Origin of the sequence: Arthrobacter sp. PvP023 (assembly GCF_017832975.1) — a bacterium.
Lineage (GTDB): Bacteria > Actinomycetota > Actinomycetes > Actinomycetales > Micrococcaceae > Arthrobacter.
Window position 1 is genome coordinate 2,318,990 of the sequence record NZ_JAFIBI010000001.1, and the last position, 22,566, is coordinate 2,341,555.

General features: G+C 65.4%; 20 protein-coding genes and 3 tRNA genes. 15 read left to right on the forward strand and 8 right to left on the reverse strand.

Features of this window, described 5'->3' with window-relative positions; genetic code table 11:
• Positions 1-4: 4 nt before the first annotated feature.
• A tRNA-Arg gene (locus JOE31_RS10685) sits at positions 5-77 on the reverse strand.
• Positions 78-297: 220 nt separating this feature from the next.
• Here JOE31_RS10685 and ssb point away from each other — a divergent pair.
• The 3 genes from ssb to ettA all read left to right on the forward strand — a co-directional run bounded on the left by ssb (position 298) and on the right by ettA (position 3,258).
• Positions 298-876 (forward strand): single-stranded DNA-binding protein, encoded by a 579-nt coding sequence (gene ssb, locus JOE31_RS10690; RefSeq protein ID WP_209744098.1) that lies wholly within the window; start codon positions 298-300, stop codon positions 874-876.
• Positions 877-941: 65 nt separating this feature from the next.
• The gene (locus JOE31_RS10695) at positions 942-1,502 is read left to right on the forward strand and encodes a hypothetical protein (RefSeq protein WP_307864402.1); all 561 of its coding nucleotides are present in this window, start codon (positions 942-944) and stop codon (positions 1,500-1,502) included.
• 73 nt (positions 1,503-1,575) lie between these two features.
• Positions 1,576-3,258 (forward strand): energy-dependent translational throttle protein EttA, encoded by a 1,683-nt coding sequence (gene ettA / locus JOE31_RS10700; RefSeq protein ID WP_011692260.1) that lies wholly within the window; start codon positions 1,576-1,578, stop codon positions 3,256-3,258.
• Between the two features lie 125 nt (positions 3,259-3,383).
• On the opposite strand, the gene JOE31_RS10705 is transcribed toward ettA, so the two are convergent.
• Positions 3,384-4,364 carry an acyl-CoA thioesterase II gene (locus JOE31_RS10705; RefSeq protein WP_209744101.1) on the reverse strand — a complete coding sequence of 327 codons (981 nt, stop codon included), beginning with the start codon at positions 4,362-4,364 and terminating at the stop codon, positions 3,384-3,386.
• Positions 4,365-4,426: 62 nt separating this feature from the next.
• Between JOE31_RS10705 and JOE31_RS10710 the strand changes: the two genes are divergently transcribed.
• Positions 4,427-5,086: a hypothetical protein gene (locus tag JOE31_RS10710; protein ID WP_209744104.1), complete on the forward strand. Its 660-nt coding sequence runs from the start codon at positions 4,427-4,429 to the stop codon at positions 5,084-5,086.
• Positions 5,087-5,128: 42 nt separating this feature from the next.
• On the forward strand, positions 5,129-5,836 hold the full coding sequence (locus JOE31_RS10715) for a Pr6Pr family membrane protein (protein WP_209744107.1): 708 nt from the start codon (positions 5,129-5,131) through the stop codon (positions 5,834-5,836).
• A 65-nt stretch (positions 5,837-5,901) separates the two neighbouring features.
• Here JOE31_RS10715 and JOE31_RS10720 read toward each other — a convergent pair whose 3' ends face one another.
• Together JOE31_RS10720 and JOE31_RS10725 are read right to left on the reverse strand one after the other, a co-directional pair.
• Positions 5,902-6,357 carry a globin gene (locus JOE31_RS10720; RefSeq protein WP_280872740.1) on the reverse strand — a complete coding sequence of 152 codons (456 nt, stop codon included), beginning with the start codon at positions 6,355-6,357 and terminating at the stop codon, positions 5,902-5,904.
• 2 nt (positions 6,358-6,359) lie between these two features.
• A complete protein-coding gene (locus JOE31_RS10725) occupies positions 6,360-7,025 on the reverse strand; it encodes a mechanosensitive ion channel family protein (protein ID WP_209744109.1) in 666 nt (221 codons plus the stop codon).
• A gap of 108 nt (positions 7,026-7,133) precedes the next feature.
• On the opposite strand from JOE31_RS10725, the gene JOE31_RS10730 reads away from it, so the two are divergent.
• A complete protein-coding gene (locus tag JOE31_RS10730; protein ID WP_209744112.1) occupies positions 7,134-8,117 on the forward strand; it encodes an NAD-dependent epimerase/dehydratase family protein in 984 nt (327 codons plus the stop codon).
• Here the strand turns inward: JOE31_RS10730 and JOE31_RS10735 are convergent.
• Together JOE31_RS10735 and pepN are read right to left on the reverse strand one after the other, a co-directional pair.
• Entirely contained in the window at positions 8,114-8,593 is a 480-nt protein-coding gene (locus JOE31_RS10735) for an OsmC family protein (protein ID WP_209744115.1), read from the reverse strand. The two genes, JOE31_RS10730 and JOE31_RS10735, sit on opposite strands and share 4 nt — an antisense overlap.
• An 8-nt stretch (positions 8,594-8,601) precedes the next feature.
• Positions 8,602-11,154, reverse strand: coding sequence for an aminopeptidase N (pepN, locus tag JOE31_RS10740; RefSeq protein WP_209744118.1), 2,553 nt, complete (start codon positions 11,152-11,154; stop codon positions 8,602-8,604).
• Positions 11,155-11,300: 146 nt separating this feature from the next.
• Here pepN and JOE31_RS10745 point away from each other — a divergent pair, with 146 nt between their 5' ends.
• The 3 genes from JOE31_RS10745 to JOE31_RS10755 all read left to right on the forward strand — a co-directional run bounded on the left by JOE31_RS10745 (position 11,301) and on the right by JOE31_RS10755 (position 13,854).
• Positions 11,301-12,287, forward strand: coding sequence for a hypothetical protein (locus tag JOE31_RS10745; RefSeq protein ID WP_209744121.1), 987 nt, complete (start codon positions 11,301-11,303; stop codon positions 12,285-12,287).
• Positions 12,288-12,442: 155 nt separating this feature from the next.
• Entirely contained in the window at positions 12,443-12,937 is a 495-nt protein-coding gene (locus tag JOE31_RS10750; RefSeq protein WP_209744124.1) for a ribose-5-phosphate isomerase, read from the forward strand.
• Positions 12,937-13,854 carry an Fpg/Nei family DNA glycosylase gene (locus tag JOE31_RS10755; RefSeq protein WP_209744127.1) on the forward strand — a complete coding sequence of 306 codons (918 nt, stop codon included), beginning with the start codon at positions 12,937-12,939 and terminating at the stop codon, positions 13,852-13,854. Before JOE31_RS10750 ends, JOE31_RS10755 begins: the two co-directional genes overlap by 1 nt.
• A gap of 58 nt (positions 13,855-13,912) precedes the next feature.
• Here the strand turns inward: JOE31_RS10755 and JOE31_RS10760 are convergent.
• Positions 13,913-13,986: transfer RNA gene (locus JOE31_RS10760), tRNA-Gly, on the reverse strand.
• Positions 13,987-14,143: 157 nt separating this feature from the next.
• On the opposite strand from JOE31_RS10760, the gene JOE31_RS10765 reads away from it, so the two are divergent.
• The 6 genes from JOE31_RS10765 (at position 14,144) to JOE31_RS10790 (ending at position 19,430) form a co-directional block, all read left to right on the forward strand.
• Positions 14,144-14,218 (forward strand) — tRNA-Pro (locus JOE31_RS10765).
• Between the two features lie 66 nt (positions 14,219-14,284).
• Positions 14,285-15,697, forward strand: coding sequence for a trigger factor (gene tig / locus JOE31_RS10770; protein ID WP_209744130.1), 1,413 nt, complete (start codon positions 14,285-14,287; stop codon positions 15,695-15,697).
• Between the two features lie 256 nt (positions 15,698-15,953).
• A complete protein-coding gene (locus JOE31_RS10775) occupies positions 15,954-16,565 on the forward strand; it encodes an ATP-dependent Clp protease proteolytic subunit (RefSeq protein WP_209744133.1) in 612 nt (203 codons plus the stop codon).
• A gap of 36 nt (positions 16,566-16,601) precedes the next feature.
• On the forward strand, positions 16,602-17,261 hold the full coding sequence (locus tag JOE31_RS10780) for an ATP-dependent Clp protease proteolytic subunit (RefSeq protein WP_209744135.1): 660 nt from the start codon (positions 16,602-16,604) through the stop codon (positions 17,259-17,261).
• 197 nt (positions 17,262-17,458) lie between these two features.
• The gene (clpX, locus tag JOE31_RS10785) at positions 17,459-18,748 is read left to right on the forward strand and encodes an ATP-dependent Clp protease ATP-binding subunit ClpX (RefSeq protein WP_209744138.1); all 1,290 of its coding nucleotides are present in this window, start codon (positions 17,459-17,461) and stop codon (positions 18,746-18,748) included.
• Positions 18,749-18,815: 67 nt separating this feature from the next.
• The gene (locus tag JOE31_RS10790) at positions 18,816-19,430 is read left to right on the forward strand and encodes a disulfide bond formation protein DsbA (RefSeq protein WP_209744141.1); all 615 of its coding nucleotides are present in this window, start codon (positions 18,816-18,818) and stop codon (positions 19,428-19,430) included.
• 439 nt (positions 19,431-19,869) lie between these two features.
• Here the strand turns inward: JOE31_RS10790 and valS are convergent, their stop codons facing one another.
• Positions 19,870-22,491, reverse strand: coding sequence for a valine--tRNA ligase (gene valS, locus JOE31_RS10795; RefSeq protein ID WP_209744145.1), 2,622 nt, complete (start codon positions 22,489-22,491; stop codon positions 19,870-19,872).
• Positions 22,492-22,566 lie beyond the last annotated feature (75 nt).

Genomic DNA, 22,566 nt, shown 5'->3' on the forward strand with positions numbered 1-22,566 from the left:
TAAGTGCCCCAGGAGGGAATCGAACCCCCGACCGGCGGATTAGAAGGCCGCTGCTCTATCCCCTGAGCTACTGGGGCACGTAGGCGTGTCCGGACCAATCCGGCAGCGCCTAGAAAAGTTTACAGTGCCACGCGCCTCCGGCCAGTCAGCCCCGTCGCGGCGTTTTGACTCGTCCCCAACATCCCGGGTGCACCCGGAGTTGTCCACATAGCGACGCGGGCCCCTCGCCCCGGCGCTTATCCGGCCTGAAGCTGAAGATGCCTGCTAGGGCATCACCATTCGAGACAGGACACCAAGATGACCGACAACATCACCGTCCGGGGCTTCGTCGCCACGGAAATCAAGAGTTCGACCACGCCCGGGGGAGTCGCCACCGCGTCGTTTCGGCTCGGCTCCACGGACAGGCGGTATGACCGCGCATCGAGCACGTGGGTCGATGGCAATACAAACTGGTTCACTGTCCAGGGCTACCGGCAGCTTGCCGGAAACATGGGCTGCAGCATCAAGAAAGGCCAGCGCGTCATCATCGTGGGCCGGCTCAAGATGCGAAGTTGGGAAAAGGACGGCAGGATCTATCACGCGGCCGAGATCGATGCCGAGTCGGTTGGCCATGACCTCATGTGGGGCTCTGCCAATTTCACCCGCACAGCCGGCAACTCCGCCCACTCCGGCCCGGCCCAGGGGCAGCAGGACCACGCGTCCGGACCGCAGGAAGACAGCGGGCCCGGCGGGGAGGACCCCGATGACGCCGGAGGCCTCAGGGAGGACGGGGGCGACCCGGATCCCGCAGCTGAAGGTATCTTCATCGACGACGAGAACGGTGACGTCCTGCAGCTCGATTCGGAGACCGGTGAACTTACCGGAACGGCTGCCTGAACATGCCCCGCTGATGCCCCGCGTGCGGCACCGTCCCCTGCGGTGCCGCATGGCAGAATGGCAAGGTGATCCGAGCAAAGACACCCCAGCCACACCACGGTCGCCAGTCCGGGACGCAACAGTCCGGCACAGGGCGGCGGCTGCGCGGCGCGTCAGTTGTGCTCCTCGGGGCGTCCATGCTTGCGGCGGGCGCCGCAGGCTGCAGCGGTGCGGGTGCGGGTTCCGGGGCCTCTGCCTCTCAGGCCGCCGCCGTGCCCGGATCCCAGGTCGCGCAGCCGGCAGCGTCAGCTACTGCGGGACCCCCGGGCGCTCCGGCGCAGCTGCCCGAACTGGACGCTGCCACCGCACGGCTGAGTGAAACCGTCGGCAATGCCCTTCGCGGAGTCGCCGCGGCCAACCCCAAGCCGGGGCAGGACCAGCTGACGGCGGCCCTGACCGGCGCCGGGATACCCGCCGGTTCCCTGCAGGTATCCGCCAGCCGCACGCCCACCGGCCTGGAAGTCGACGCCATAGAGGCCGCAGCGCTTCAGGGTAGGGATTGTGTGATCGGCCAGATCCGCGACGGAAGTGTCGTGGTCACCGTCCTGCCCGTGCTGGCAACCGGAAAGTGCTTCGTCGGCGGCTGAGGCTGAGCCGGGTTGCCCACGAATGACAGCCGCGAATGTGAGTTAACCCCGCCGACCCACTAGATTTGGAACCATGGCGGAATTTATCTACACAATGACCAAGGCCCGCAAGGCCGTTGGCGAAAAACTTATTCTCGACGACGTAAGCATGTCCTTCTTCCCGGGGGCCAAGATTGGTGTTGTTGGCCCCAACGGTGCCGGTAAGTCCACCATCCTTAAGATCATGGCTGGCCTGGACACCCCCTCCAACGGCGAGGCACGGCTTAGCCCCGGCTACACGGTGGGCATCCTGCTCCAGGAGCCGCCGCTGAACGAGGAGAAGACCGTCCTGGGCAATGTCCAGGAAGGCGTAGGCGAGATCTACGGGAAGATCCAGCGCTTCAACGAGATCTCCGAGGAAATGGCCAACCCTGACGCGGACTACGACACGCTTCTGGAAGAAATGGGCCAGCTCCAGGAAGCCATCGACGCCGCCGACGCCTGGGACCTCGACTCCCAGCTCGAGCAGGCCATGGATGCCCTCCGCTGCCCGCCGGCGGATGCCGACGTCACCCTCCTCTCCGGTGGTGAGCGCCGCCGCGTTGCGCTGTGCAAGCTCCTGCTGCAGAAGCCGGACCTCCTCCTGCTCGACGAGCCCACCAACCACCTCGACGCCGAAAGCGTCCTCTGGCTGGAACAGCACCTCTCGAACTACGCCGGCGCCGTCCTCGCCGTCACCCACGACCGGTACTTCCTCGACCACGTGGCCGAGTGGATTGCGGAAGTGGACCGCGGCCACCTCTACCCTTACGAAGGCAATTACTCCACGTACCTGGAGAAGAAGCGCGCCCGACTGGAAATCCAGGGCAAGAAGGACGCCAAGCAGGCGAAGCGCCTCACCGAGGAACTCGAGTGGGTCCGCTCCAACGCCAAGGGCCGCCAGACCAAGTCCAAGGCGCGCCTTGCACGCTACGAGGAAATGGCCGCCGAGGCGGACCGTACCCGGAAGCTCGACTTCGAAGAGATCCAGATCCCGCCGGGACCCCGCCTGGGCGGCCTGGTGCTCGAAGCCAAGAACCTGCAGAAGGGCTTCGAGGACCGGACCCTCATCGACGGACTCTCCTTTACGCTTCCCCGTAACGGCATCGTTGGCGTCATCGGCCCCAACGGCGTCGGCAAGACCACCCTGTTCAAGACGATCGTCGGTCTGGAACCGCTTGACGGCGGCGACCTGAAGATCGGCGACTCGGTCAAGATCTCCTACGCCGACCAGAGCCGCGGCGGCATCGACCCCAACAAGTCCCTCTGGGAGGTTGTTTCGGACGGCCTCGACTACATCCAGGTGGGCCACGTTGAAATGCCGTCCCGTGCCTACGTCGCGGCGTTCGGATTCAAGGGCCCGGACCAGCAGAAGAAGGCAGGTGTCCTCTCCGGTGGTGAGCGCAACCGCCTGAACCTGGCCCTGACCCTCAAGCAGGGCGGCAACTTGCTGCTCCTTGACGAACCGACCAACGACCTCGACGTCGAAACGCTCAGCAGCCTCGAAAACGCCCTGCTGGAATTTCCCGGCTGCGCCGTCGTGGTGTCGCACGACCGCTGGTTCCTGGACCGCGTGGCGACCCACATCCTGGCTTACGAAGGTGACGAGGAGAACCCGTCGAAGTGGTACTGGTTCGAGGGCAACTTCGAATCGTACGAGGAAAACAAGGTGGAGCGTCTCGGCCCCGATGCGGCCAAGCCGCACCGCGTGACGCACCGCCGCCTGACCCGCGACTAGGCTCCGCGCCCACGTCAAGGCAGGCAAAAGGCCGGTTCCCCGACGGGAACCGGCCTTTTGCCTGTGCAAGCCCGGACCGGGCCGCCGGCCGCTGTCGCCCGGCGGCTCTGCTCCGGATAGGCCGGTTAGTCCTTCCCGGCCTTGCGCATCTGGTGCTGGAGTACCTTTGTCTGGAAGGCGCCCACCACTTTGTTCTTGAGGTCGGTCGGCACCCGGACCATGCCCTCCTGGGCCACCGTTGCGACGTGCTGTCCGTCCCGGCTGAATATCCTGCCCGTAGCCAGCCCGCGTGCGCCCTGTGCGCTCGGTGATTCCTGCACGTACAGCAGCCACTCATCGACGCGCACCGGGCGGTGCCACCACATGGCGTGGTCGAGGCTTGCGACGCTCATGCCCGGCGTGATCCAGCTGAGTCCGTGTTTGCGCAGGATGGATTCCAGCAGCGTGTAGTCACTGGCGTAGGCAAGGGCTGCGCGGTGTGTATTGGCGTCGTCCGGCATGGGCCCGAAGGTCTTCATCCAGACGGCATTGCGGGCTTCCCGTTCACCGTTTGCGGAAACGTACAGCGGCGGGTCCACATGCCGGATGTCGAAAGGACGCTCGTAGGCCCAGTGCCGTGCCACCGGGTGGTCGAACTTTCCCAGCAGGTCTGCCGTGCTGGGCAGCGATTCGGGGTCGGGGATGCCCTCGGGCATGGGGGACTGGTGGTCGATTCCCTCGTCTTCCTCCTGGAAAGACGCGATCATGGACAGGATCGGCATTCCGTCCTGGTAGGCGTGGACCCGTCGGGCAGAGAATGACCGGCCGTCCCGCAGCCGCTGGACGCCGAAGGTAATGGGCTTGTTGGCGTCCCCCGGGCGCAGGAAATAGCCGTGCATGGAATGCACGTTGCGGGCGGGATCAAGGGTGCGGTTGGCGGCGATCAGCGATTGTGCCAGGACCTGGCCGCCGAAGACCCGCTGCCGCGGCTGCCGCTGGGAAGGTCCCATGAAGATGTCCTCATCGGTCCGGGCACCCTCAAGTTCGCCGAGGTCAAGGAGTTCAATGAGCGAGGAGGTGGGGTCCTGTGTCGGTGGCCCCGGCAGTCCGGCATCGGCTTCAGTCATGGTTCGACTTTAGACGTCCCCCGGCACCCTCCCAAAGAGGCGCAGCCGGTAGAGTCGATATTGTGTCTGACGTCCTAACCCAGTCCCTGCAGTTCACCGATCCCCGAGACCTCGCAGATTTGCGCACCTTTGCCACCCGCGCCAAGTCGATCGACGACGGCGCCATCCGCCTCCAGGCTTCCGGCCCGGTGCTCGCCGCCTACGTGTGCGTGCTGCGGCCCAGGCTGTTGGGCGAGGCGACGCCGACGATCCTTGGGCTGCGGACCATGGCCCTGGCACGGCCGGCGGACACCGACGTCACCGTTCCGATCTCGGCGGTACTGGACCGGCTCGCCCGGGCAGGGGAGAACGACGTTGAGCTGCCGCTGCCGCCGGTGACCGTTACCGAGTCATGGGCCGGCGTCGGCGCGCCGCGCTCGGGGTGGGAGTCCGTCGGCGCGCTGCCGGACGCCACGCTGCGGGAGGCCGCCGAGGCCGGGATCACCGAGATCGCCGCCATCATTCCCGACAAACCCGGCGCCCTGATCGTCAACAACGCCCGTGCCACCGTCTGGGGCAGGGAATTGCCGGGTGCCGCCGGACTGCCACTGGGGGCCGCGTTTGCGGCCCTGACGCTCGGTTTCCTGGCCGACGGTGAACAGCAGCTTTACCGGGCTGGGCGGTGGTTCCGGCTCAGCGGGTCCCGCGGACACGTCCTGGCCCGCACCGGATCGGGGCTTTAAGACCCTCGTAAGGGTGTGAACGGGCCTGCCATACTGGGGCGCATGAGCGTCATGTCGGTGCTGGTTCCCCCGGTCGAGAGGCACCTTGGCTTTAACGACGCGCTGCATCCGGACCGAATGTGGATCCGCGCGCTGCGTTTCGCGGTCGGCGCCTTTGTGCTTATCGCCCTTGTCCGGAAGACGTATGATGCGACGCTCCCGGGCAATGACGTGGACGTCGCCCAGCTCTATTCGGAATTCACGGTCCAGTCGAACCTTGTCCTGGGACTCGTGCTCGTCGCATCAGCCGCCATGCCGCGCACCCGCCTCCCGGAATGGTGGGACCGCCTCTTCGGTGCGTTGGCGCTGTACCTGGTGATGACGGGCCTCATCTATGTGGTCCTCGTGGCCCCGCCTGGCGAGCCGTGGTGGAGCCTGGACATGTACTGGCCACAGCTGGCCCACCACCGCGTGGCGCCGCTGTTCGCCGCGCTCGACTGGCTCCTCGTGACGAGGACGGTGCGGGGCACACAGATCCGTCCGCTCGTTTGGCTCGGATACCCTGCCGCCTTCCTCGTTTTCTCGTGGGTGCGCGGAGCCGTCGACGGCTGGTATGTCTACGATTTCCTTGATCCGACGCTCGACGGCGGCTGGCCGGCCGCGCTGGCGACGACGGCGCAGGTGCTCGTCGCCTTCCTCATCGTGGCGGTCCTCCTGCACGTCGCCGGCAATGCCCGCGCAGCACTCGCGGTACGGCACGAGCGGCGCTGATCACCGGACCATGCCGCGCCGGGACCTGCTGCCGCCGACGCGTCCACACGGAGGGTGGACCGCCCTCAGGCGTCCGAGGGGCTGTTGATCATGGACAGTGCAGCGCGCTCCATATAATCCCACAGCGTGCCCTCGTAGAGCGGCGGCAGTTCCAGCGCGTCAACTGCCGTGCGCATGTGGTATAGCCACCGGTCCTTGGCTTCGGGGGTAACGCGGAACGGCATGTGGCGCATGCGCAGCCGGGGGTGTCCGCGTTCTTCGCCGTAGGTGGTGGGGCCTCCCCAGTACTGCTCGAGGAACATCAGGAAACGCCGTTTCGCCGGTCCCAGGTCCTCTTCCGGATACATCGGCCGGAGCAGCGGGTCGGTGGCCACGCCGTCGTAGAAGACGTCTATGAGTTTCACGAAGGTCTCGTGGCCGCCCACGGCGTCGTAGAAATTGTCCGTATACCCGGGACGGGAGAACGGATCGTTCTGCATCAGCATCTTCGGTTGGCGCGGTTCAGGGGTTGGCGTGCTCATGGCTACTCTCCGGCTTTCTGCTGGGGTGCGGTATCGGGGTCGGGCACGTCCGCGGTGTCGTCCGCCGGCGGGACGTAGTTGCCCTGCGAGCGGTTGCCCACGCGCAGGATCTCACCGTTGCGCAGGTACCAGATGGCGCCGTCGTCGGAACGGACGCGGGTGATCCGCAGGCCCATGGACTCCACAGTGCCCACCACTTCGCTGGTCTCGATGACATCGCCGATGCCGTACTGGTCCTCGATTGTGATGAAGATGCCGGCCAGGAAGTCGCGGATGAGCTGCTGGGCGCCGAAGCCGATGGCGACACCCAGGATGCCCACGCTCGTCAGTAGCGGCGCGATGTCCACATCCAGGTTCTTGAGGACGTACATGATGGTGATCACGGCGATCAGGACACCCGCCACGCTGTTCAGCAGCGATCCGATGGTTTTGGCCCGCTGAACGCGGCGTTCGTGGTCCAGGGCCCGCAGCGCAGGGGCGACCCAGCGGAAGTGCGGCTTCTTGAAGAACGTGGTTCCGGCGGCCACACTCTTGGTGATTCCGGCAATCACAAACGAGGCTACGAGCCAGATTGTGACGCCCACTCCGATGCTGATCACGATCCCGGCGGCGTTGATTCCGGACATGTCCGGGGTGGCGGGCGGGGTGATCGACAACATGCTGTACATCGGCAGGGATGCTCCTTATTGCTTAGCGGCTCTCGCCGGAGCTGCCGGGCGTTCGCCGGGCGCATAACACTCTTTTCACCTTCAACAGTAGCGCCGTAGCGTGGCCACATGCGCATCCTGATTCTTGGCGGCACCGCATTCCTGTCGGCCGAAATTGCCCGGCAGGCAGCTGCCGCGGGCCATGCTGTGACGTGCCTCGCCCGCGGCTCGGCGGCCACCCCGCCGGAAGGAACGGCCTGGCTGCGGGCCGATCGGACCATGGGGCCGCCGGCCTACGCCGAGGCGGCAGGAGACTGGGACGCCGTCATTGACGTGGCCCGTGACCCGGAGCAGGCCAGGGACGCGCTCGAGGCCCTGGCGCCCACGGCCGCGCACTGGACCGTGGTGTCCAGTTGCTCTGTCTACGCCGACCATTCAGTGCCCGGCGCGGATGAGGGTGCAGCTTTGCTGCCCCCGCTCACGCTGGGCACCGGCTTCGCGCCGGAGAACTACGGCGAGGCGAAGTCGGCCATCGAGCACCATGCCATCGCCATCACCGGCGGGAGGGCCCACCTCTGCCGGGCCGGGCTGATCGGCGGTCCTGGCGACAGTTCGGACCGATACGGCTACTGGCCGGCCCGGTTTGCCCGTGACGCAGGACCGGTCATCGTTCCGGACACAGGCACCAGTGCGACGCAGGTCATCGACGTCCGCGACCTCGCCGCGTGGATCCTGAAGGCAGCCGGACTGAAGATTACCGGAGCCCTGAACGCGGTGGGAGGCGTCGTGGGGTTCGATGACTACCTTGACGAAGCAAAGCGTGCAGCCAACTATTCGGGCCGCATGCTGGCGGTCCCGGAGGACTGGCTGGTTGCCCGGGGGATCAGCTACTGGGCAGGCCCCGATTCACTGCCGCTCTGGCTCCCTGCGGGACACGACGGGTTTGCCACACGCTCCAACGACGCCGCGCTGGAAGCCGGCCTCAGCCTGCGGCCGTGGCAGGAGACGCTGCAGGATACGCTCGACGACGAACGCCGCCGCGGCCTGGACCGGGAACGGAAAGCCGGGCTCAGTGCCGACACCGAAAAGCGGCTCGTGGAAGCCCGCGGCTAGGCTTCCCGCACCCGCACGGAGGGTTCGTGCAGGACGGGAAAGTTCACGCTCCGGGCAATGAAGCAGATCTTGTTTGCCTCCTCATGCAGCTGCTCCAACAGTGCGGGGTCCACGGCGGCGGCAACGGTCACCTCGGGCCGGAGGGTGGCGGACTCGAACTGGCCGCTGCCGTCGCGGTTGGTCCGCATCAGGCCTTCGGCGCTGTCCTCGTAGGCCGTCACCACCACGCCGTGCTTCACCGCGACATGCAGGAAGGACAGCATGTGGCATTGCGACAGGGCAGTCAGCAGCAACTGTTCGGGGTTGTAGCGTGTCCTGTCGCCATGGAAGGTGGGATCCGCGGAACCCTTGAGGACCGGAAGCCCGGGGATTTCGATGTCGTGGTCCCGGGAGTACCCCCGGTACGTCGACGTTCCGTCTCCCCGGTTCCCGGTCCACCGGACCGTCACGGCGTAGCGGTGCTCATCGAAGCTCATGCCGTTGGCTATCCGACGTCAGCCTGGCGGGCCCGCAGCGCGCGGGCAACGCCGTCGCGGTTTTCCAGCATCATGCGCCGCAGGGCGGCGCTGTCTTCGGGAAGCGAAGCCAGGAACTGGTCCGTCCGGTCCACGGTGGCCTGGGTGGTCTGCTGTGCCGGATAAAGCCCGACGACGATCTGCTGGGCGAGCGCGTGGGTGCGGTTCGCCACGATGCCGGGAACGGCGTCGAAATACTTCTCCGTGTAAGGTTCCAGCAGCGCCGGGTCCAGGACGCGGGTGAAACCTGCCACCGCGGACGCCTGGAGGGCGTTGGACAGTTCGCCCTTCACCACGATGGACTCCCAAGCCGCAGCCTTGGCCTCGGCCGTGGGGATGGCCGCCTTGGCCAGTGCCGCCGCGTTCTGGCCGTTGGCGGTGTTGTCATGTTCGAGTTCGGCGTCGATCCGGTCCTGGCCGGCCCGGCCGCCTGCCACCAGCGACGCAAGCAGCTCCCACCGCAAGTCCTGGTCGACGGTGAGGCCGTCCAGTGCCGCCGAGCCGTCCAGCAGCGCGGAAACCGTATCCAGCTGGCTGTCGCTGCGCGCCAGCAGCGCGAAGGACTTGACGAACTGCAGCTGCGCGTCCGATCCCGCCGGGACGGAACCGGCAAGGTCCCAGAGGGTGTCCGCTGCGGCCACGGACGTCTTCTCCCGGTGCTCTTCGGCAACGTAGTAGCTGAGCGTCGTGGCCAGCTGGCGAAGCTGGACCAGGATCACTGACGAATCGGATTCGGAGGCGATGTTGGCGAGGATTAGTTCGACGTAGCCGCGGGCGGGTGTTTCGCCGTCGCGCGCCGCATCCCAGGCGGAGCCCCAGACGAGCGTCCGCGGCAGGCTCTCGCGGAAGTCCTTCAGGTGGGCCGTCGCGGTGGCCAGCGACTTCGGATCGAGCCGGACCTTGGCATAGGCGAGGTCGTCGTCGTTGAGCAGGATCAGATCCGGCTGCTGCAGGCCGGCGAGGGCAGGCACGTCGGTGCGTTCGCCGTCGACGTCCAGTTCCTCGCGGTGCACCCGGACAAGCTGCCCGTCGGCGACGTTATAGAAGCCGACCGCGAGCCGGTGCGGCCGGATGGTGGGCTGCTCGGGCACCGCGGACTGCACGATGGAGAAGGACGTGATGACCCCTGCGGAATCCACCGCCACATCAGGAGTCAGCGTGTTGACGCCGGCGGTTTCCAGCCACAGCCTGCCCCACTGGTCCAGGTCACGGCCACTGGCTTTCTCCAGCTCCACCATGAGGTCGCTGAGCTCGGTGTTCTTCCAAGCGTGCTTGGCGAAGTACTCGCGGACACCGGCCATGAACTGCTCCGGGCCCACCCAGGCAACCAGTTGGCGCAGCACCGAGGCGCCCTTGGCGTACGTGATGCCGTCGAAGTTCACCTCCACGTCCTGCAGGTCGTTGATCTCGGCGAAGATCGGGTGCGTGGTGGGCAGCTGGTCCTGGCGGTAGGCCCAGGACTTCTCCACCGAGGCGAACGTGGTCCAGGCGTGGTCAAACTCGGTGTTTTCCACGGCAGCCAGGTGGGACATGTACTCGGCGAACGATTCGTTAAGCCAGAGGTCGTTCCACCAGCGCATGGTCACGAGATCCCCGAACCACATGTGTGCGAGCTCGTGCAGCACGGTGATGGCACGGCGTTCAACCTGCGCGCCGGTGACCTTGCCGCGGAACACGTAACCTTCCAGGATGGTCACGGCGCCGGCGTTTTCCATTGCGCCGGCATTGAACTCGGGAACGAAGAGCTGGTCGTACTTCTCGAAGGGGTAGGGGCAGCCGAACTGCGCCTCAAAGAACTCGAATCCCTGCCGGGTGAGCTCAAAAATGTTGTCCGCATCCAGGTACTGCATGAGCGACTTGCGAGCGAACACGCCCAGGGGAACAACGCGCCCGTCGGCGCACTTCACCTCGCTGCGCACGGACTGGTACGGGCCGGCGACGAGCGCCGTGACGTAGGAGGACAGCCGCGGGGTGGCGGCGAATTCCCAGACGGAGCGGGCGCCGCCGTCCTCGCCGGGAATGGTTTCGATGGGGACAGGCGTGGGGGAGTTGGACACCAGGTCCCAGTGCGACGGCGCGGTGACGGTGAACGTAAAGCTCGCCTTCAGATCGGGCTGCTCGAACACTGCGAACATCCGGCGGGAATCCGGAACCTCGAACTGCGTGTACAGGTAGACCTCGTTGTCCACCGGGTCCACGAAACGGTGGAGCCCTTCGCCGGTGTTCATGTACGGCGCTTCGGCGACTACCAGCAGGTCGTTTTCCGCGGCCAGGTACGGGAGCTGGATGCGGACACCGTCGGACACTTCCGCGGGGTCGAGTTCCTCGCCGTTGAGCATCACGCTGAGGACCTTATCGGTCACCGCGTCGATGAAGGTGGAGGACCCGGGCCGTGCGCTGAACTTAACGGCCGTGGTAGTCCCGAAGACTTTGTCGCCCCGGGTCAGGTCCAGGCTGACGTCGTAGGACTCAACGGAGATGAGGTCGGCGCGCTCACGGGCTTCGGCGCGCGTCAGGTTCATGCCTGGCAAAGGGGGGCCTCCAGAATGGGTTGCGGTTGCCGGCCGGCAACGGTCATTGCCGGCACTGTGAAGTTATTCTTTCACTTCAGTGGGCGATGGCAAGTTAGGTGGATCACGCGGCGCCGGCGCGGAGTAGCGTTGGGGGTATGGGAATGATCAGGGATTCGGTGGACGCCAGGGCACTGCGGTTCGCGTTGGTGTTCCCCGTGCTGCTGGCCGCCGCGTTCGTTGTCTGCGCACTCTTGATCCGGCCGGACATACCGGACCCCATGGCGGTGCGCTGGACTGAGGCCGGACCGGCCGGTTTTGCGCCGTTCTCCGCCTTCGTGACCTTCGGGGGCCTGATCATCGCGCTGGTGGGCTGGCTGGTCCTGGGGCAGGCCGTACCGTTGAGCCGGCCCGCCGTCATGCGGCGTCTCATGATGGGCGCCGGACTGACGGTCAGCCTCTTCGTCACCACGGTGCTGGCTGCGGTGCTCGTAGGCCAGGCGGGAATCGCCGACGTCCGCGAAGCCCGTGTGGACATGACCGTCCTTGCCCTCGGGAGCGGGGCCGCACTGCCGCTCGGCGTCATCATGGGTTTCGTCTTCAAGGCCGACGAACGGTGGTCGGTGGATGATGACCGCGCTGTGCGGCAGGCGCTGGACCGCGAAATCGACCCTGAGCTGGCGGCGGATTCAGTCCGTTTGTGGGTCCATGCACGTAGTTCCGTGTTTGTGATGCTTGGCGTCGCTTCGCTCTTCCCGGCAGCCCTGATCTCCATCGCCGTCCCCTGGCTGGGTGCGCTCCTCGTGGCGCTGGCGGTGCTGGCAGCCGCCTTCCTCTTCGCCAGGGTCATCGTTGACCGGAGCGGGTTGCGGGTATTCGCTGCAGGATTCGTCCGCGTGATGGAAGTCCCGGCGTCGGCGATTTCCTCCGCAACGCCGGCCGTTGTCCGTGCCGCAGACTACGGCGGCTGGGGCTACCGCCACCACGGCGGAACCACCGCCATGCTGGTCAGCAGCGGACCCGCCGTCGTGGTCAACCGCGCCGACGGCAAGAAGGTGGCCATCAGCGGCGGCAGCGCCGATTCCGCCGAACGGGTGGCCGCCGTCCTGTCCCGCGTGGCCGCCAGGGCCCGCGGCGGGAAATAGCCCCCCCGCGATCCGGGTTCCGACGCCTGTTGCACCTCCCGGCGTCCGCAGAGTGTTCACGGCAGGCAGCCGGCGCCCGCGGGCTAGTACGCTTGGATCCGACCCCCGAAGCAGCCCGGAAGCCTACCGGTGCTTATGACTGAACGGACATTGCCGTGACCACATCCTCCGACTTTCCGCGCGTCCACATCGCCACCGACCACGCCGGCATGGAGCTCAGCGCCCACCTCGTAACCCACCTCACGGCCAAGGGCTACACCGTGGTGGACCACGGGCCCAAGGTCTACGACGCGCTGGACGATTACCCGTCCTTCTGCATCAACGCGGCGCTTGCCGTCGTGGCGGACCAGGCTGCGGGAATCAATGCCTTGGGCATCGTGCTCGGCGGCTCGGGGAACGGCGAGCAGATCGCCGCAAACAAGGTCAAGGGCGTCCGTGCGGCGCTGGCCTGGAACCTGTCCACGGCCACCCTGGCCCGCGAGCACAACGACGCCAACGTCGTGGCGGTCGGCGGCCGCCAGCACAGCGTGGACGAAGCGACGGAAATCATCGAAGCCTTCCTGCAGGAACCATTCAGCAACGATGAACGGCACGTCCGCCGCATCGGCAAGATCGCGGCCTACGAGAACACCGGCGAGGTTATCGCCTAGTGCCTGAGGGGCATTCGGTCCATCGGCTGGCCCGCCAGTTCGGGGACGTATTCGCCGGCCAGCGCCTCGCCGTTTCCAGTCCGCAGGGCAGGTTCGCCGACGGCGCGGCCCTGCTGGACGCCCGCACCTTGCTCAGCACGGTGGCGCACGGGAAGCACATGTTCCTGCATTTCGACAACGGACTCGCCCTGCATGTGCACCTGGGCCTCTATGGCGCCTGGGATTTCGGCGGTGACGCCACTTTCCGGGGCGCGTCCAGCATCGGCGCACCCCGGAAGGTGGGGGAGCGGGAAGTGTTCGACGACGGCGCAACGGACCCCGGGGCCGGCGGCGGACCGGAATACACCGGGCCGCCGGCGCCGGTGGGCGCCGTCCGTGTCCGCCTTGCCGGTGCCCACGGGTGGGCGGATCTCAGGGGTGCCACCACGTGCCACGCCATCACGGAGGCGGAGGCCGATGCCGTCCTGGCCCGGCTGGGGCCCGACCCGTTGCGTAACCTTCCCGGGGACAAGGAAGGTTTCATTTCCGGTGTTCGTGCACGCAAGACGCCCCTCGCGGCGCTGCTGATGGACCAGAAGGTGATCGCCGGCGTCGGGAACGTCTACCGCGCCGAACTGCTCTTCCGCCAGGGCCTGGATCCCTGGCTTCCAGGGCGCTCCCTGGGCGCGGACGCGGCGGACGGGCTCTGGGAGGACACTGTCGCCATGATGTCCGACGGCGTCCGCGACGGCAGGATCATCACCACGCCTCCCCGATACTGGACGGAACCCGGGGCCGGCCTGCCAGCGCCCGGGGAGTCCCATTTCGTCTACCGGCGGCACGGCCTTGACTGCCGGATCTGCGGTTCCCCCGTGGCACTGACGGATCTTGGCGCGCGCAAGCTTTGCTGGTGCCCCGTGTGCCAGCAGGGGTCCTGAGGCAAGTTGCCGGGACAACAAGAAAGCCCCTCCGGAGAGGGGCTTTCTTGTGGTGTCCTGGAGGGGACGACGGGAATCGAACCCGCGTAATCAGTTTGGAAGACTGAGGCTTTACCATTAAGCTACGTCCCCGTGGAAAGGCATCCGGCCTTGCTGCTGATCCGCAGGGGCTGTTGGTGCATTTCTTCCGGTCGGCTGCTCGAGCCGGATATAACTAAACCTAATTCAGGGCCCCAGTGTCAAATGTGCATATCCGGCCGTTATGACCGTAGACTGTTCTGTGCACTTACGGGGTGTAGCTCAGCTTGGCTAGAGCGCCTGCTTTGGGAGCAGGAAGTCGCAGGTTCAAATCCTGTCACCCCGACTCTGCAGCTTGTCAGATCATTGCGTTTGCAGAACCCCATCCCACAAAACCAGGAGTACTTAGACTGTGAAGAGCGCTGTCGAGAACCTCACCCCCACGCGGGTCAAGCTCAATGTTGAGGTCCCCTTTGAGGAATTGAAGCCCAGCATCGATGAGGCATACAAGACTGTTGCTTCGCAGATCCAGGTCCCTGGCTTCCGCAAGGGCAAAGTCCCCGCAAAGCTGATCGACCAGCGCGTTGGCCGCGGCTACGTGCTGGAAACCGCCATCAATGAAGGCCTCAACGGCTGGTACCAGGAGGCTGTCCAGGAAACCGGCATCCGCCCGCTGAGCCGTCCCGAGGTTGAAATCACCGAGGTCCCGGATCCCACCGCGACCGACGGCGAACTCAAGTTCCACGCCGAAGTTGACGTCCGTCCCGAGATCGAACTGCCTGACTACTCCGGCATCAAGGTCGAGGTCGCCGCTGCCGAGTCTTCCGAGGCAGACGTTGACAAGGCGCTCGACGAACTCCGCGGCCGCTTCGGCACGCTGAAGTCCGTGGACCGTCCGGCCGCCGACGGCGACTTCCTGACGATCGACATCACCGCCTCGATCGACGGCGCCGAAGTTGATTCCGCTTCCGGCCTGTCCTACCAGGTTGGTGCCGGCACCATGCTCGAAGGCTTGGACGAGGCTGTCACCGGCCTCAGCGCCGACGAGGACGCCATCTTCGACACCACGCTCGTTGGCGGCGACCACGCCGGCGAAGCTGCCCAGGTCAAGGTAGTGGTCAAGTCCGTCAAGGAGCGCGAGCTTCCCGAGGCCGACGACGACTTCGCCCAGCTGGCATCCGAGTTCGACACGCTGGCCGAACTGCGCGAGGACCTCGCCAAGCAGGCTGCCGAATCCAAGGTTGTTGAGCAGGGTGTCGAGGCACGCGACAAGGTCCTGGACAAGCTCGTTGAGCTCGTTGAGGTTCCCGTTCCCGCGTCGGTCGTCGAAGAGCAGCTGGAGCAGCACTTCAAGGCTGAGAACTCCCACGGCGACGGCGAGCACGACACCGAAGAGCACCGCGCCGAGGTCAAGGCCAACACTGAGCGTGCCTTCCAGAACGAGATCATCCTCGACGCCATCGCTGACAAGGAAGAAGTCGGCGTCAGCCAGAACGAGCTGATCGACTACATCGTCACCACTGCCAGCCAGTACGGCATGGACCCGAACCAGTTCGCCCAGATCATCGATCAGTCCGGCCAGGTTCCCATGATGGTTTCCGAGGTTCGCCGCCGCAAAGCGCTGGCTGTCGTGCTGGGCCAGGCCGAGGTTACTGACTCCGAAGGCAACAAGGTTGACCTGAGCGACTTCGTCCGCCCCGGCGGCGAAGAGGAGCCGGCCGCTGAGGCTGAAGCAGCCCCCGCCGTCGACAGCGACGCCGTTGAAGGCGAAGCTGCCACCGAAGAAGCTGCGCCGAGCGACGATCCGGCAGCAGTGAAGTTCTAGCACGCGTTGCACGGAAGCCCCCGGATCCCTGATCCGGGGGCTTCCGCCGTTTAACCCCGGAATTGCGGCTGTGTCGTGCTCTGCGGTGCCGTTGCGGGCAATCGTGCGCCGTCAGCGAACAGCGCGATCCGTGAGAACAAAACGGCCGCCAAACCGGTTAGTGTCCAAGTAGTGATTTTCAGTGACGTCGTCCCGTGACGTCACCGTCGCCAGCGAGAGGTAAGTACATATGTCACAGCAAGCAGGGGCCCCCCGGATGGCTACTGTCGATCCGGCAGCCCAGGACAACTACATCTACAACCGCCTGCTGAAAGAGCGAATCATCTGGCTCGGCTCCGAGGTCCGCGATGAAAACGCCAACGCGATCTGCTCGCAGTTGCTGCTGCTGTCCGCGGAGAACCCCGAGAAGGACATCTACCTTTACATCAACTCGCCGGGCGGCTCCGTAACGGCAGGCATGGCCATCTACGACACGATGCAGTTCATCCCGAACGACGTCGTCACCGTCGCCACCGGCCTCGCTGCGTCCATGGGCCAGTTCCTGCTGTCCTCGGGCACCAAGGGGAAGCGTTACGCCACCCCCAATGCCCGTATCCTGATGCACCAGCCGTCCGGCGGCATCGGCGGCACCGCCTCGGACATCAAGATCCAGGCTGAGCTCATCCTGCACATGAAGAAGGTCATGGCGGAACTCACCGCGGACCAGACCGGCCAGACCGTGGAAACCATCCTCAAGGACAACGACCGCGACAAGTGGTTCACGGCCCCCGAAGCCCTTGAGTACGGCTTCTTCGACAAGATCGCCGCGCACGCGGGATCTGTGGCCGGCGGCGGCGGAACCCAAAACGCCAGCGGCGCGGAAAAGTAACCGGGGTAGACAGAAATGATTCCAGGAGAAATGAACATGAACTACAATTTCGGATCGTCTGCCGAGAACCTGCCCACCAGCCGCTACGTGCTGCCGCAGTTCGAGGAGCGCACCCCTTACGGCTTCAAGCGCCAGGACCCGTACACCAAGCTTTTTGAGGACCGGATCATCTTCCTTGGCGTGCAGGTGGACGACGCCTCCGCCGACGACGTCATGGCGCAGCTGCTGGTGCTTGAGTCCACGGACCCGGACCGCGACATCACGCTGTACATCAACTCCCCGGGCGGTTCATTCACGGCCATGACTGCGATCTACGACACCATGCAGTACATCCGTCCCGAGATCCAGACGGTGTGCCTGGGCCAGGCAGCAAGCGCCGCGGCCGTCCTGCTGGCGGCCGGTACGCCGGGCAAGCGCCTGGCACTGCCCAACGCCCGCGTGCTGATCCACCAGCCGGCACTGTCCGGCGGCCAGGGCGGCCAGGCCTCGGACCTCGAGATCCAGGCTGCGGAAGTCATGCGGATGCGCTCCTGGCTTGAAGACACGCTGGCCAAGCACTCGGGCCGGACGTCCGAGCAGGTCAACAACGACATCGAGCGGGACAAGATCCTGACGGCCGCAGAGGCACAGTCCTACGGGCTCATCGACCAGGTGCTTGATTCCCGCAAGATCAAGCCGCAGGCGATCACCAGGTAGTCAGCAGGACACGCGGAGCCGGTGCGGTTCATGAAAAATGGACCGCACCGGCTTTCGTTTTCAACGCGTAAGGTTCCACCTCTCAGGCCGAATGTGACCTAGAGTGGAAGATGTCACGGCCGGACCTTCCGGACCCACCGTGATTCCAGCAACCGGTGCAGTGCTGCGGTAGCAGCAGGATACTAAGGGGTTCACATATGGCTCGGATTGGCGAGAGCACGGATCTGCTGAAGTGCTCTTTCTGCGGAAAGAGCCAGAAGCAGGTGCGAAAGCTCATTGCCGGGCCCGGCGTATACATCTGCGACGAGTGCATTGAGCTCTGCAACGAGATCATTGAAGAGGAGCTCGCGGAAGTAGCGGACCTTGGCAGCTTCGAACTGCCCAAGCCGCGCGAAATCTTCGATTTCCTGCAGGAATACGTCATCGGCCAGGAACCGGCCAAGCGTTCCCTCGCCGTCGCGGTGTACAACCACTACAAGCGGATCCAGGCCGGCCACGCCCCGAAGAGCGGCAGCCTGGCCGAAGGCGTCCATCACGACGACGTCGAGATCGCCAAATCGAACATCCTCCTGATCGGCCCCACCGGTTGCGGCAAGACCTACCTGGCCCAGACCCTGGCCCGGCGCCTCAACGTTCCGTTCGCCGTCGCGGACGCAACGGCACTGACCGAGGCCGGGTACGTGGGCGAGGACGTGGAGAACATCCTCCTGAAGCTCATCCAGGCCGCTGACTACGATGTCAAGAAGGCCGAACAAGGCATCATCTACATCGACGAGATCGACAAGATCTCCCGAAAGAGCGAAAACCCGTCCATCACCCGGGATGTCTCCGGCGAGGGCGTGCAGCAGGCCCTCCTGAAGATCCTGGAAGGCACGGTGGCCTCGGTGCCCCCGCAGGGCGGCCGGAAACACCCGCACCAGGAATTCATCCAGATCGACACCACCAACGTGCTGTTCATTGTTGCGGGAGCCTTCGCCGGACTCGAGGACATCATCGGCTCCCGTTCCGGCCGCAAGGGCATCGGCTTCGGTGCTCCGCTGAACGAAGTCAAGAACAATTCCGACTCTTACGGCGAGGTCATGCCGGAGGACCTGCTCAAGTTCGGGCTGATCCCGGAATTCATCGGCCGTCTTCCCGTCATCACAACGGTCTCCAACCTGGACCGGCCGGCCCTGATCCAAATTCTGTCCACGCCCAAGAACGCACTGGTGAAGCAGTACCAGAAGATGTTCCAGCTGGATGGCGTGGAGTTGCTCTTTGACGACGACGCGCTGGACATGATCGCCGACCAGGCCCTGGAACGGGGCACCGGTGCCCGCGGACTTCGCGCCATCATGGAGGAAGTGCTCCTCCCCGTGATGTTTGATCTCCCCAGCAGGGACGACATCGCCAGCGTTGTGATCACCGCGGATGTCGTGGCAAAAAAGGCCCCTCCCACCATGATCGCCCACGACGTGGTCGCGAAGCGGCGGAATAAATCCGCTTAGTTCGTCGCTCTAGGTAGACGTGCGCCTGAAGTGCGCCACGCCCTGATGACTTTACGAGGAGATCTCCGTGCCTGAAACCGCCGTGAGCAAAGCCGACTTCTGGTTCGACCCCCTGTGCCCCTTCGCCTGGATCACGTCCCGCTGGGTGGGCGAGGTGGAGGAAGTCCGCGATATCCAAACCGAATGGCACGTGATGAGCCTTGCCGTCCTCAATGAGGGCCGCGAGCTGGACCCGGGATACCGCGAGGCAATGGACAAGGCATGGGGCCCGGTCCGCGTCATCATCGCCGCCCGTGAGCAGCACGGTGACCAGGTCATCAAGCCCCTCTACGACGCAATGGGCAGCCTCATTCACGACGGCGGCGAGAAGGATTTCGGCATCGTGATCAGCAAAGCGCTGGCGGAGTGCGGCCTCCCGGCAGACCTCGCGGCCGAAGCATCCTCAGACGCCTTCGACCCGCAGCTCCGCGCCAGCCACGAAGAGGGCATCTCCCTCGTGGGGCAGGATGTGGGAACGCCCGTAGTGGCCTTCAACGGCACGGCATTCTTTGGCCCGGTGCTGACCCGCATTCCCCGCGGCGAGGAAGCGGGCCGCCTGTGGGACGCCGCGGTGACCCTGGCTTCGTACCCGCATTTCTTCGAGATCAAGCGCAGCCGCACGGAGCGGCCCGAATTCAACTGACGGTCCCCCTGGCGGCCTCCCGGCGGGGCGTGGGAATTACTGCCTTGTAGTTCTTTCGGCACCCTTGCTAATCCCCCTGGGTGGGACAACAATAGTTCTTACCCACTTCGAAAGAAGCGGGACACGGAAACCAAAGATTCAGTGACACGCATCTGACGCAGCCTTCGGCAAAGTCAGAAGCTGGCTACCAGTGACGAGGTAGGAAGACCTGAAATTCCGAGGATTCCGCCAGATTGTCACAGACGTCACGAGACAATCGAAAAAGTCGAAGCCCCACCAACGGCAAAACGCTGATGGGGCTTCCCCTTTGCCCAAAAACAGGTGAACTGCCCGAAAACAGGGTGAACCGACTTAAAGCAAGGGACTCCGCCAAAGACAGAAGCCCCACCAGCGTTGAACGCTGATGGGGCTTCACGTATGTCCGGTAGCCGGTGAACGGCTAAGCGCCCGGCGCGTCTTCCGGCTGGGCCAGCACAACGTCGCTGACGGTGAGTTCTCCCTCGCCCGCCACAAGGGTCAGTTCGCGCGCATTGGAGGCTGCCTTCAGGTCTGCAAGGCCGGCCTTCAGCTGCGTGGTGAGCGACTCAGTGGCGGTGATCGTCGCGGAGAGCACCTCAGTGCGCTGCTTGACCTTCGCCTCTGACTTGGCCTTGCGGATACCGCTCAGCGCAATCCCCACAGTCGCGAGCATGGTCGTGTCACCGTCGGACACCTCCAGGGCGGACGGCCACTCGGCACGGTGCACCGAGCCGCTGCGCCACCAGCCCCAGACCTCTTCGGTGGCGAAGGGCAGGAACGGCGCGAACAGCCGCAGCAGGGTATCGAGGGTGGTGGCCAGGGCTGCCAGCACGGACGCCTGCTCGGCCTCGCCTGCGGCGCCGTAGGCCCGGTCCTTGATGAGTTCCACGTAGTCGTCCGTGAACTGCCAGAAAAAGCTCTCGCTGATCTGCAGGGCACGGGCGTAGTCGTAGTTCGCGAAGGCCTTGGTGGCCTGTGCCACGACGTCCGAGAGCTGCGCCAGCACGGCGCGGTCCAGCGGGTTCGTGAGCACCGACAGGTCCGTGGAGACCACCGAGTTTTCCGTGGCACCGAGGTTCAGGACGAACTTCGAGGCGTTGAGGAGCTTGATGGCCAGGCGGCGGCCGATCTTCATCTGGGCGATCTCGTAGGCGGTGTCCGCCCCGAGCTTGGCCGAGGCCGCCCAGTAGCGAACGGCGTCCGATCCGTACTCGTTCAGGACGTCGGTCGGGACGATCACGTTGCCCTTGGACTTGGACATCTTCTTGCGGTCCGGGTCGAGGATCCAGCCCGAGATGGCCGCGTGCTTCCACGGTGCGGTGTTCTGCAGGGCATCGGCGCGCACGGCAGTGGAGAACAGCCACGTCCGGATGATGTCGTGGGCCTGCGGGCGCACGTCAAACGGGTAGACCTTGGCGAAGAGGTCCTCATCCGTGCTCCAGCCGCCTACGATCTGCGGCGTCAGCGAGGACGTGGCCCAGGTGTCGAGGACGTCGGCGTCGCCGGTGAAGCCGCCGGGCTGATCGCGCTGGGCTTCTTCGTACCCGGGGGCGGCGTCAGCGGCAGGGTCGACCGGGAGCTGTTCGTCGGTCGGCAGGACCGGGGCGTCATAGTCGGGGTTTCCGTCGGCGTCGAGCGGGTACCAGACCGGCACGGGCACGCCAAAGAAGCGCTGGCGGGACACGAGCCAGTCGCCGTTCAGTCCGGAGATCCAGTTCTCGTAGCGCGAACGCATGAAGGCGGGGTGGAACTCAATCTCATTGCCGCGGCCGATCAGGCGTTCGCGGCGGTCCTCGTCGCGTCCGCCGTTGCGGATGTACCACTGGCGCGACGTCACCACCTCGAGGGGCTTGTCGCCCTTCTCGAAGAAGTTGACCGGGTGCATGATCTTCTTGGGCTCGCCGTCGAGGAGTTCGGCAGCAGCGAGCTGCTCGACGACCGCTTCCTTCGCGCTGAAGACCGTCTTGCCGGCGATCGCTGCAAAGGCCGCCCGCCCTTCGTCGGTGGTGATCCATTCCGGGGTCTCACCGACGATGCGGCCGTCGCGGCCCACAATCGCACGGGTGGGAAGCTGGAGTTCGCGCCACCATGTCACGTCGGTGAGGTCGCCGAAGGTGCAGACCATGGCGATGCCCGAGCCCTTGTCCGCCTTGGCAAGGTGGTGGGCCTTAACTTCCACCTCGACACCGAACAGGGGAGAGGTGACCTTCTTGCCGAACAGCGGCTGGTACCGCTCGTCGTCGGGGTTTGCCACCAGGGCGGCGCAGGCTGCCAGCAGTTCCGGACGGGTGGTCTCAATGTAGAGCTTCTCGCCGTCTTCGGTGAAGAACGGGTAGCGGTAGTAGGCGCCTGCGACCTCGCGGTCCTCAAGTTCAGCCTGGGCCACGGCCGTGCGGAAGGTGACGTCCCACAACGTGGGGGCCTCGGCCATGTAGGCGTCGCCGGCGGCTAGGTTCGCGAGGAACGCACGCTGGGAGATGGCCCGTGACTTGTCATCGATGGTCCGGTAGGTCAGGTCCCAGTCAACGGACAGGCCAAGGGTCTGGAACAGGTTCTCGAAGACCTTCTCGTCCTCGACCGCGAGTTCCTCGCACAGCTCGATGAAGTTCCGGCGCGAGATGACATCGAAGTCGCGCTGGTTCTTGGCGGGCTCAGCCGGCGGGCGGTAGCCGGCGTCGTAGTGGATCGCCGGATCGCAGCGCACACCGTAGTAGTTCTGGACGCGGCGCTCGGTGGGCAGGCCGTTGTCGTCCCAGCCCATCGGATAAAAGACATTCTTGCCGGTCATGCGCTGGTAGCGCGCCAGGACGTCGGTCTGGGTGTAGGAGAACATGTGCCCCACGTGCAGGGATCCCGACGCGGTCGGCGGGGGAGTGTCGATCGAGTAGACCTGCTCCCTGGTGGTCTCCCGGTTGAACTTATAGGTCCCTTCGTCAAGCCAGCGCTGCGTCAGGGCAGCTTCCAACCCCTCCAGGGCGGGCTTATCCGGAACGTTGATAGGGGCGGTGGTGGGCGTGTCTGTACCCTGATTGTCTTCAGCCATGGAGCAATTGTTTCATGATCCCCGGCCCCGCCTTGCAGCAGTATCCAGTTAACCCGTGTGCTGCTCGGCTTCCTC

Coding starts and splice junctions, on each gene's coding strand:
- ssb (WP_209744098.1), top strand. CDS start 298: ATGACCGACAACATCACCGTCCGGGGCTTCGTCGCCACGGAAATCAAG.
- ettA (WP_011692260.1), top strand. CDS start 1,576: ATGGCGGAATTTATCTACACAATGACCAAGGCCCGCAAGGCCGTTGGC.
- JOE31_RS10705 (WP_209744101.1), bottom strand. CDS start 4,364: ATGACTGAAGCCGATGCCGGACTGCCGGGGCCACCGACACAGGACCCC.
- JOE31_RS10715 (WP_209744107.1), top strand. CDS start 5,129: ATGAGCGTCATGTCGGTGCTGGTTCCCCCGGTCGAGAGGCACCTTGGC.
- JOE31_RS10720 (WP_280872740.1), bottom strand. CDS start 6,357: ATGAGCACGCCAACCCCTGAACCGCGCCAACCGAAGATGCTGATGCAG.
- JOE31_RS10725 (WP_209744109.1), bottom strand. CDS start 7,025: ATGTACAGCATGTTGTCGATCACCCCGCCCGCCACCCCGGACATGTCC.
- JOE31_RS10730 (WP_209744112.1), top strand. CDS start 7,134: ATGCGCATCCTGATTCTTGGCGGCACCGCATTCCTGTCGGCCGAAATT.
- JOE31_RS10735 (WP_209744115.1), bottom strand. CDS start 8,593: ATGAGCTTCGATGAGCACCGCTACGCCGTGACGGTCCGGTGGACCGGG.
- pepN (WP_209744118.1), bottom strand. CDS start 11,154: ATGAACCTGACGCGCGCCGAAGCCCGTGAGCGCGCCGACCTCATCTCC.
- JOE31_RS10745 (WP_209744121.1), top strand. CDS start 11,301: ATGGGAATGATCAGGGATTCGGTGGACGCCAGGGCACTGCGGTTCGCG.
- JOE31_RS10775 (WP_209744133.1), top strand. CDS start 15,954: ATGGCTACTGTCGATCCGGCAGCCCAGGACAACTACATCTACAACCGC.
- JOE31_RS10780 (WP_209744135.1), top strand. CDS start 16,602: ATGAACTACAATTTCGGATCGTCTGCCGAGAACCTGCCCACCAGCCGC.
- clpX (WP_209744138.1), top strand. CDS start 17,459: ATGGCTCGGATTGGCGAGAGCACGGATCTGCTGAAGTGCTCTTTCTGC.
- valS (WP_209744145.1), bottom strand. CDS start 22,491: ATGGCTGAAGACAATCAGGGTACAGACACGCCCACCACCGCCCCTATC.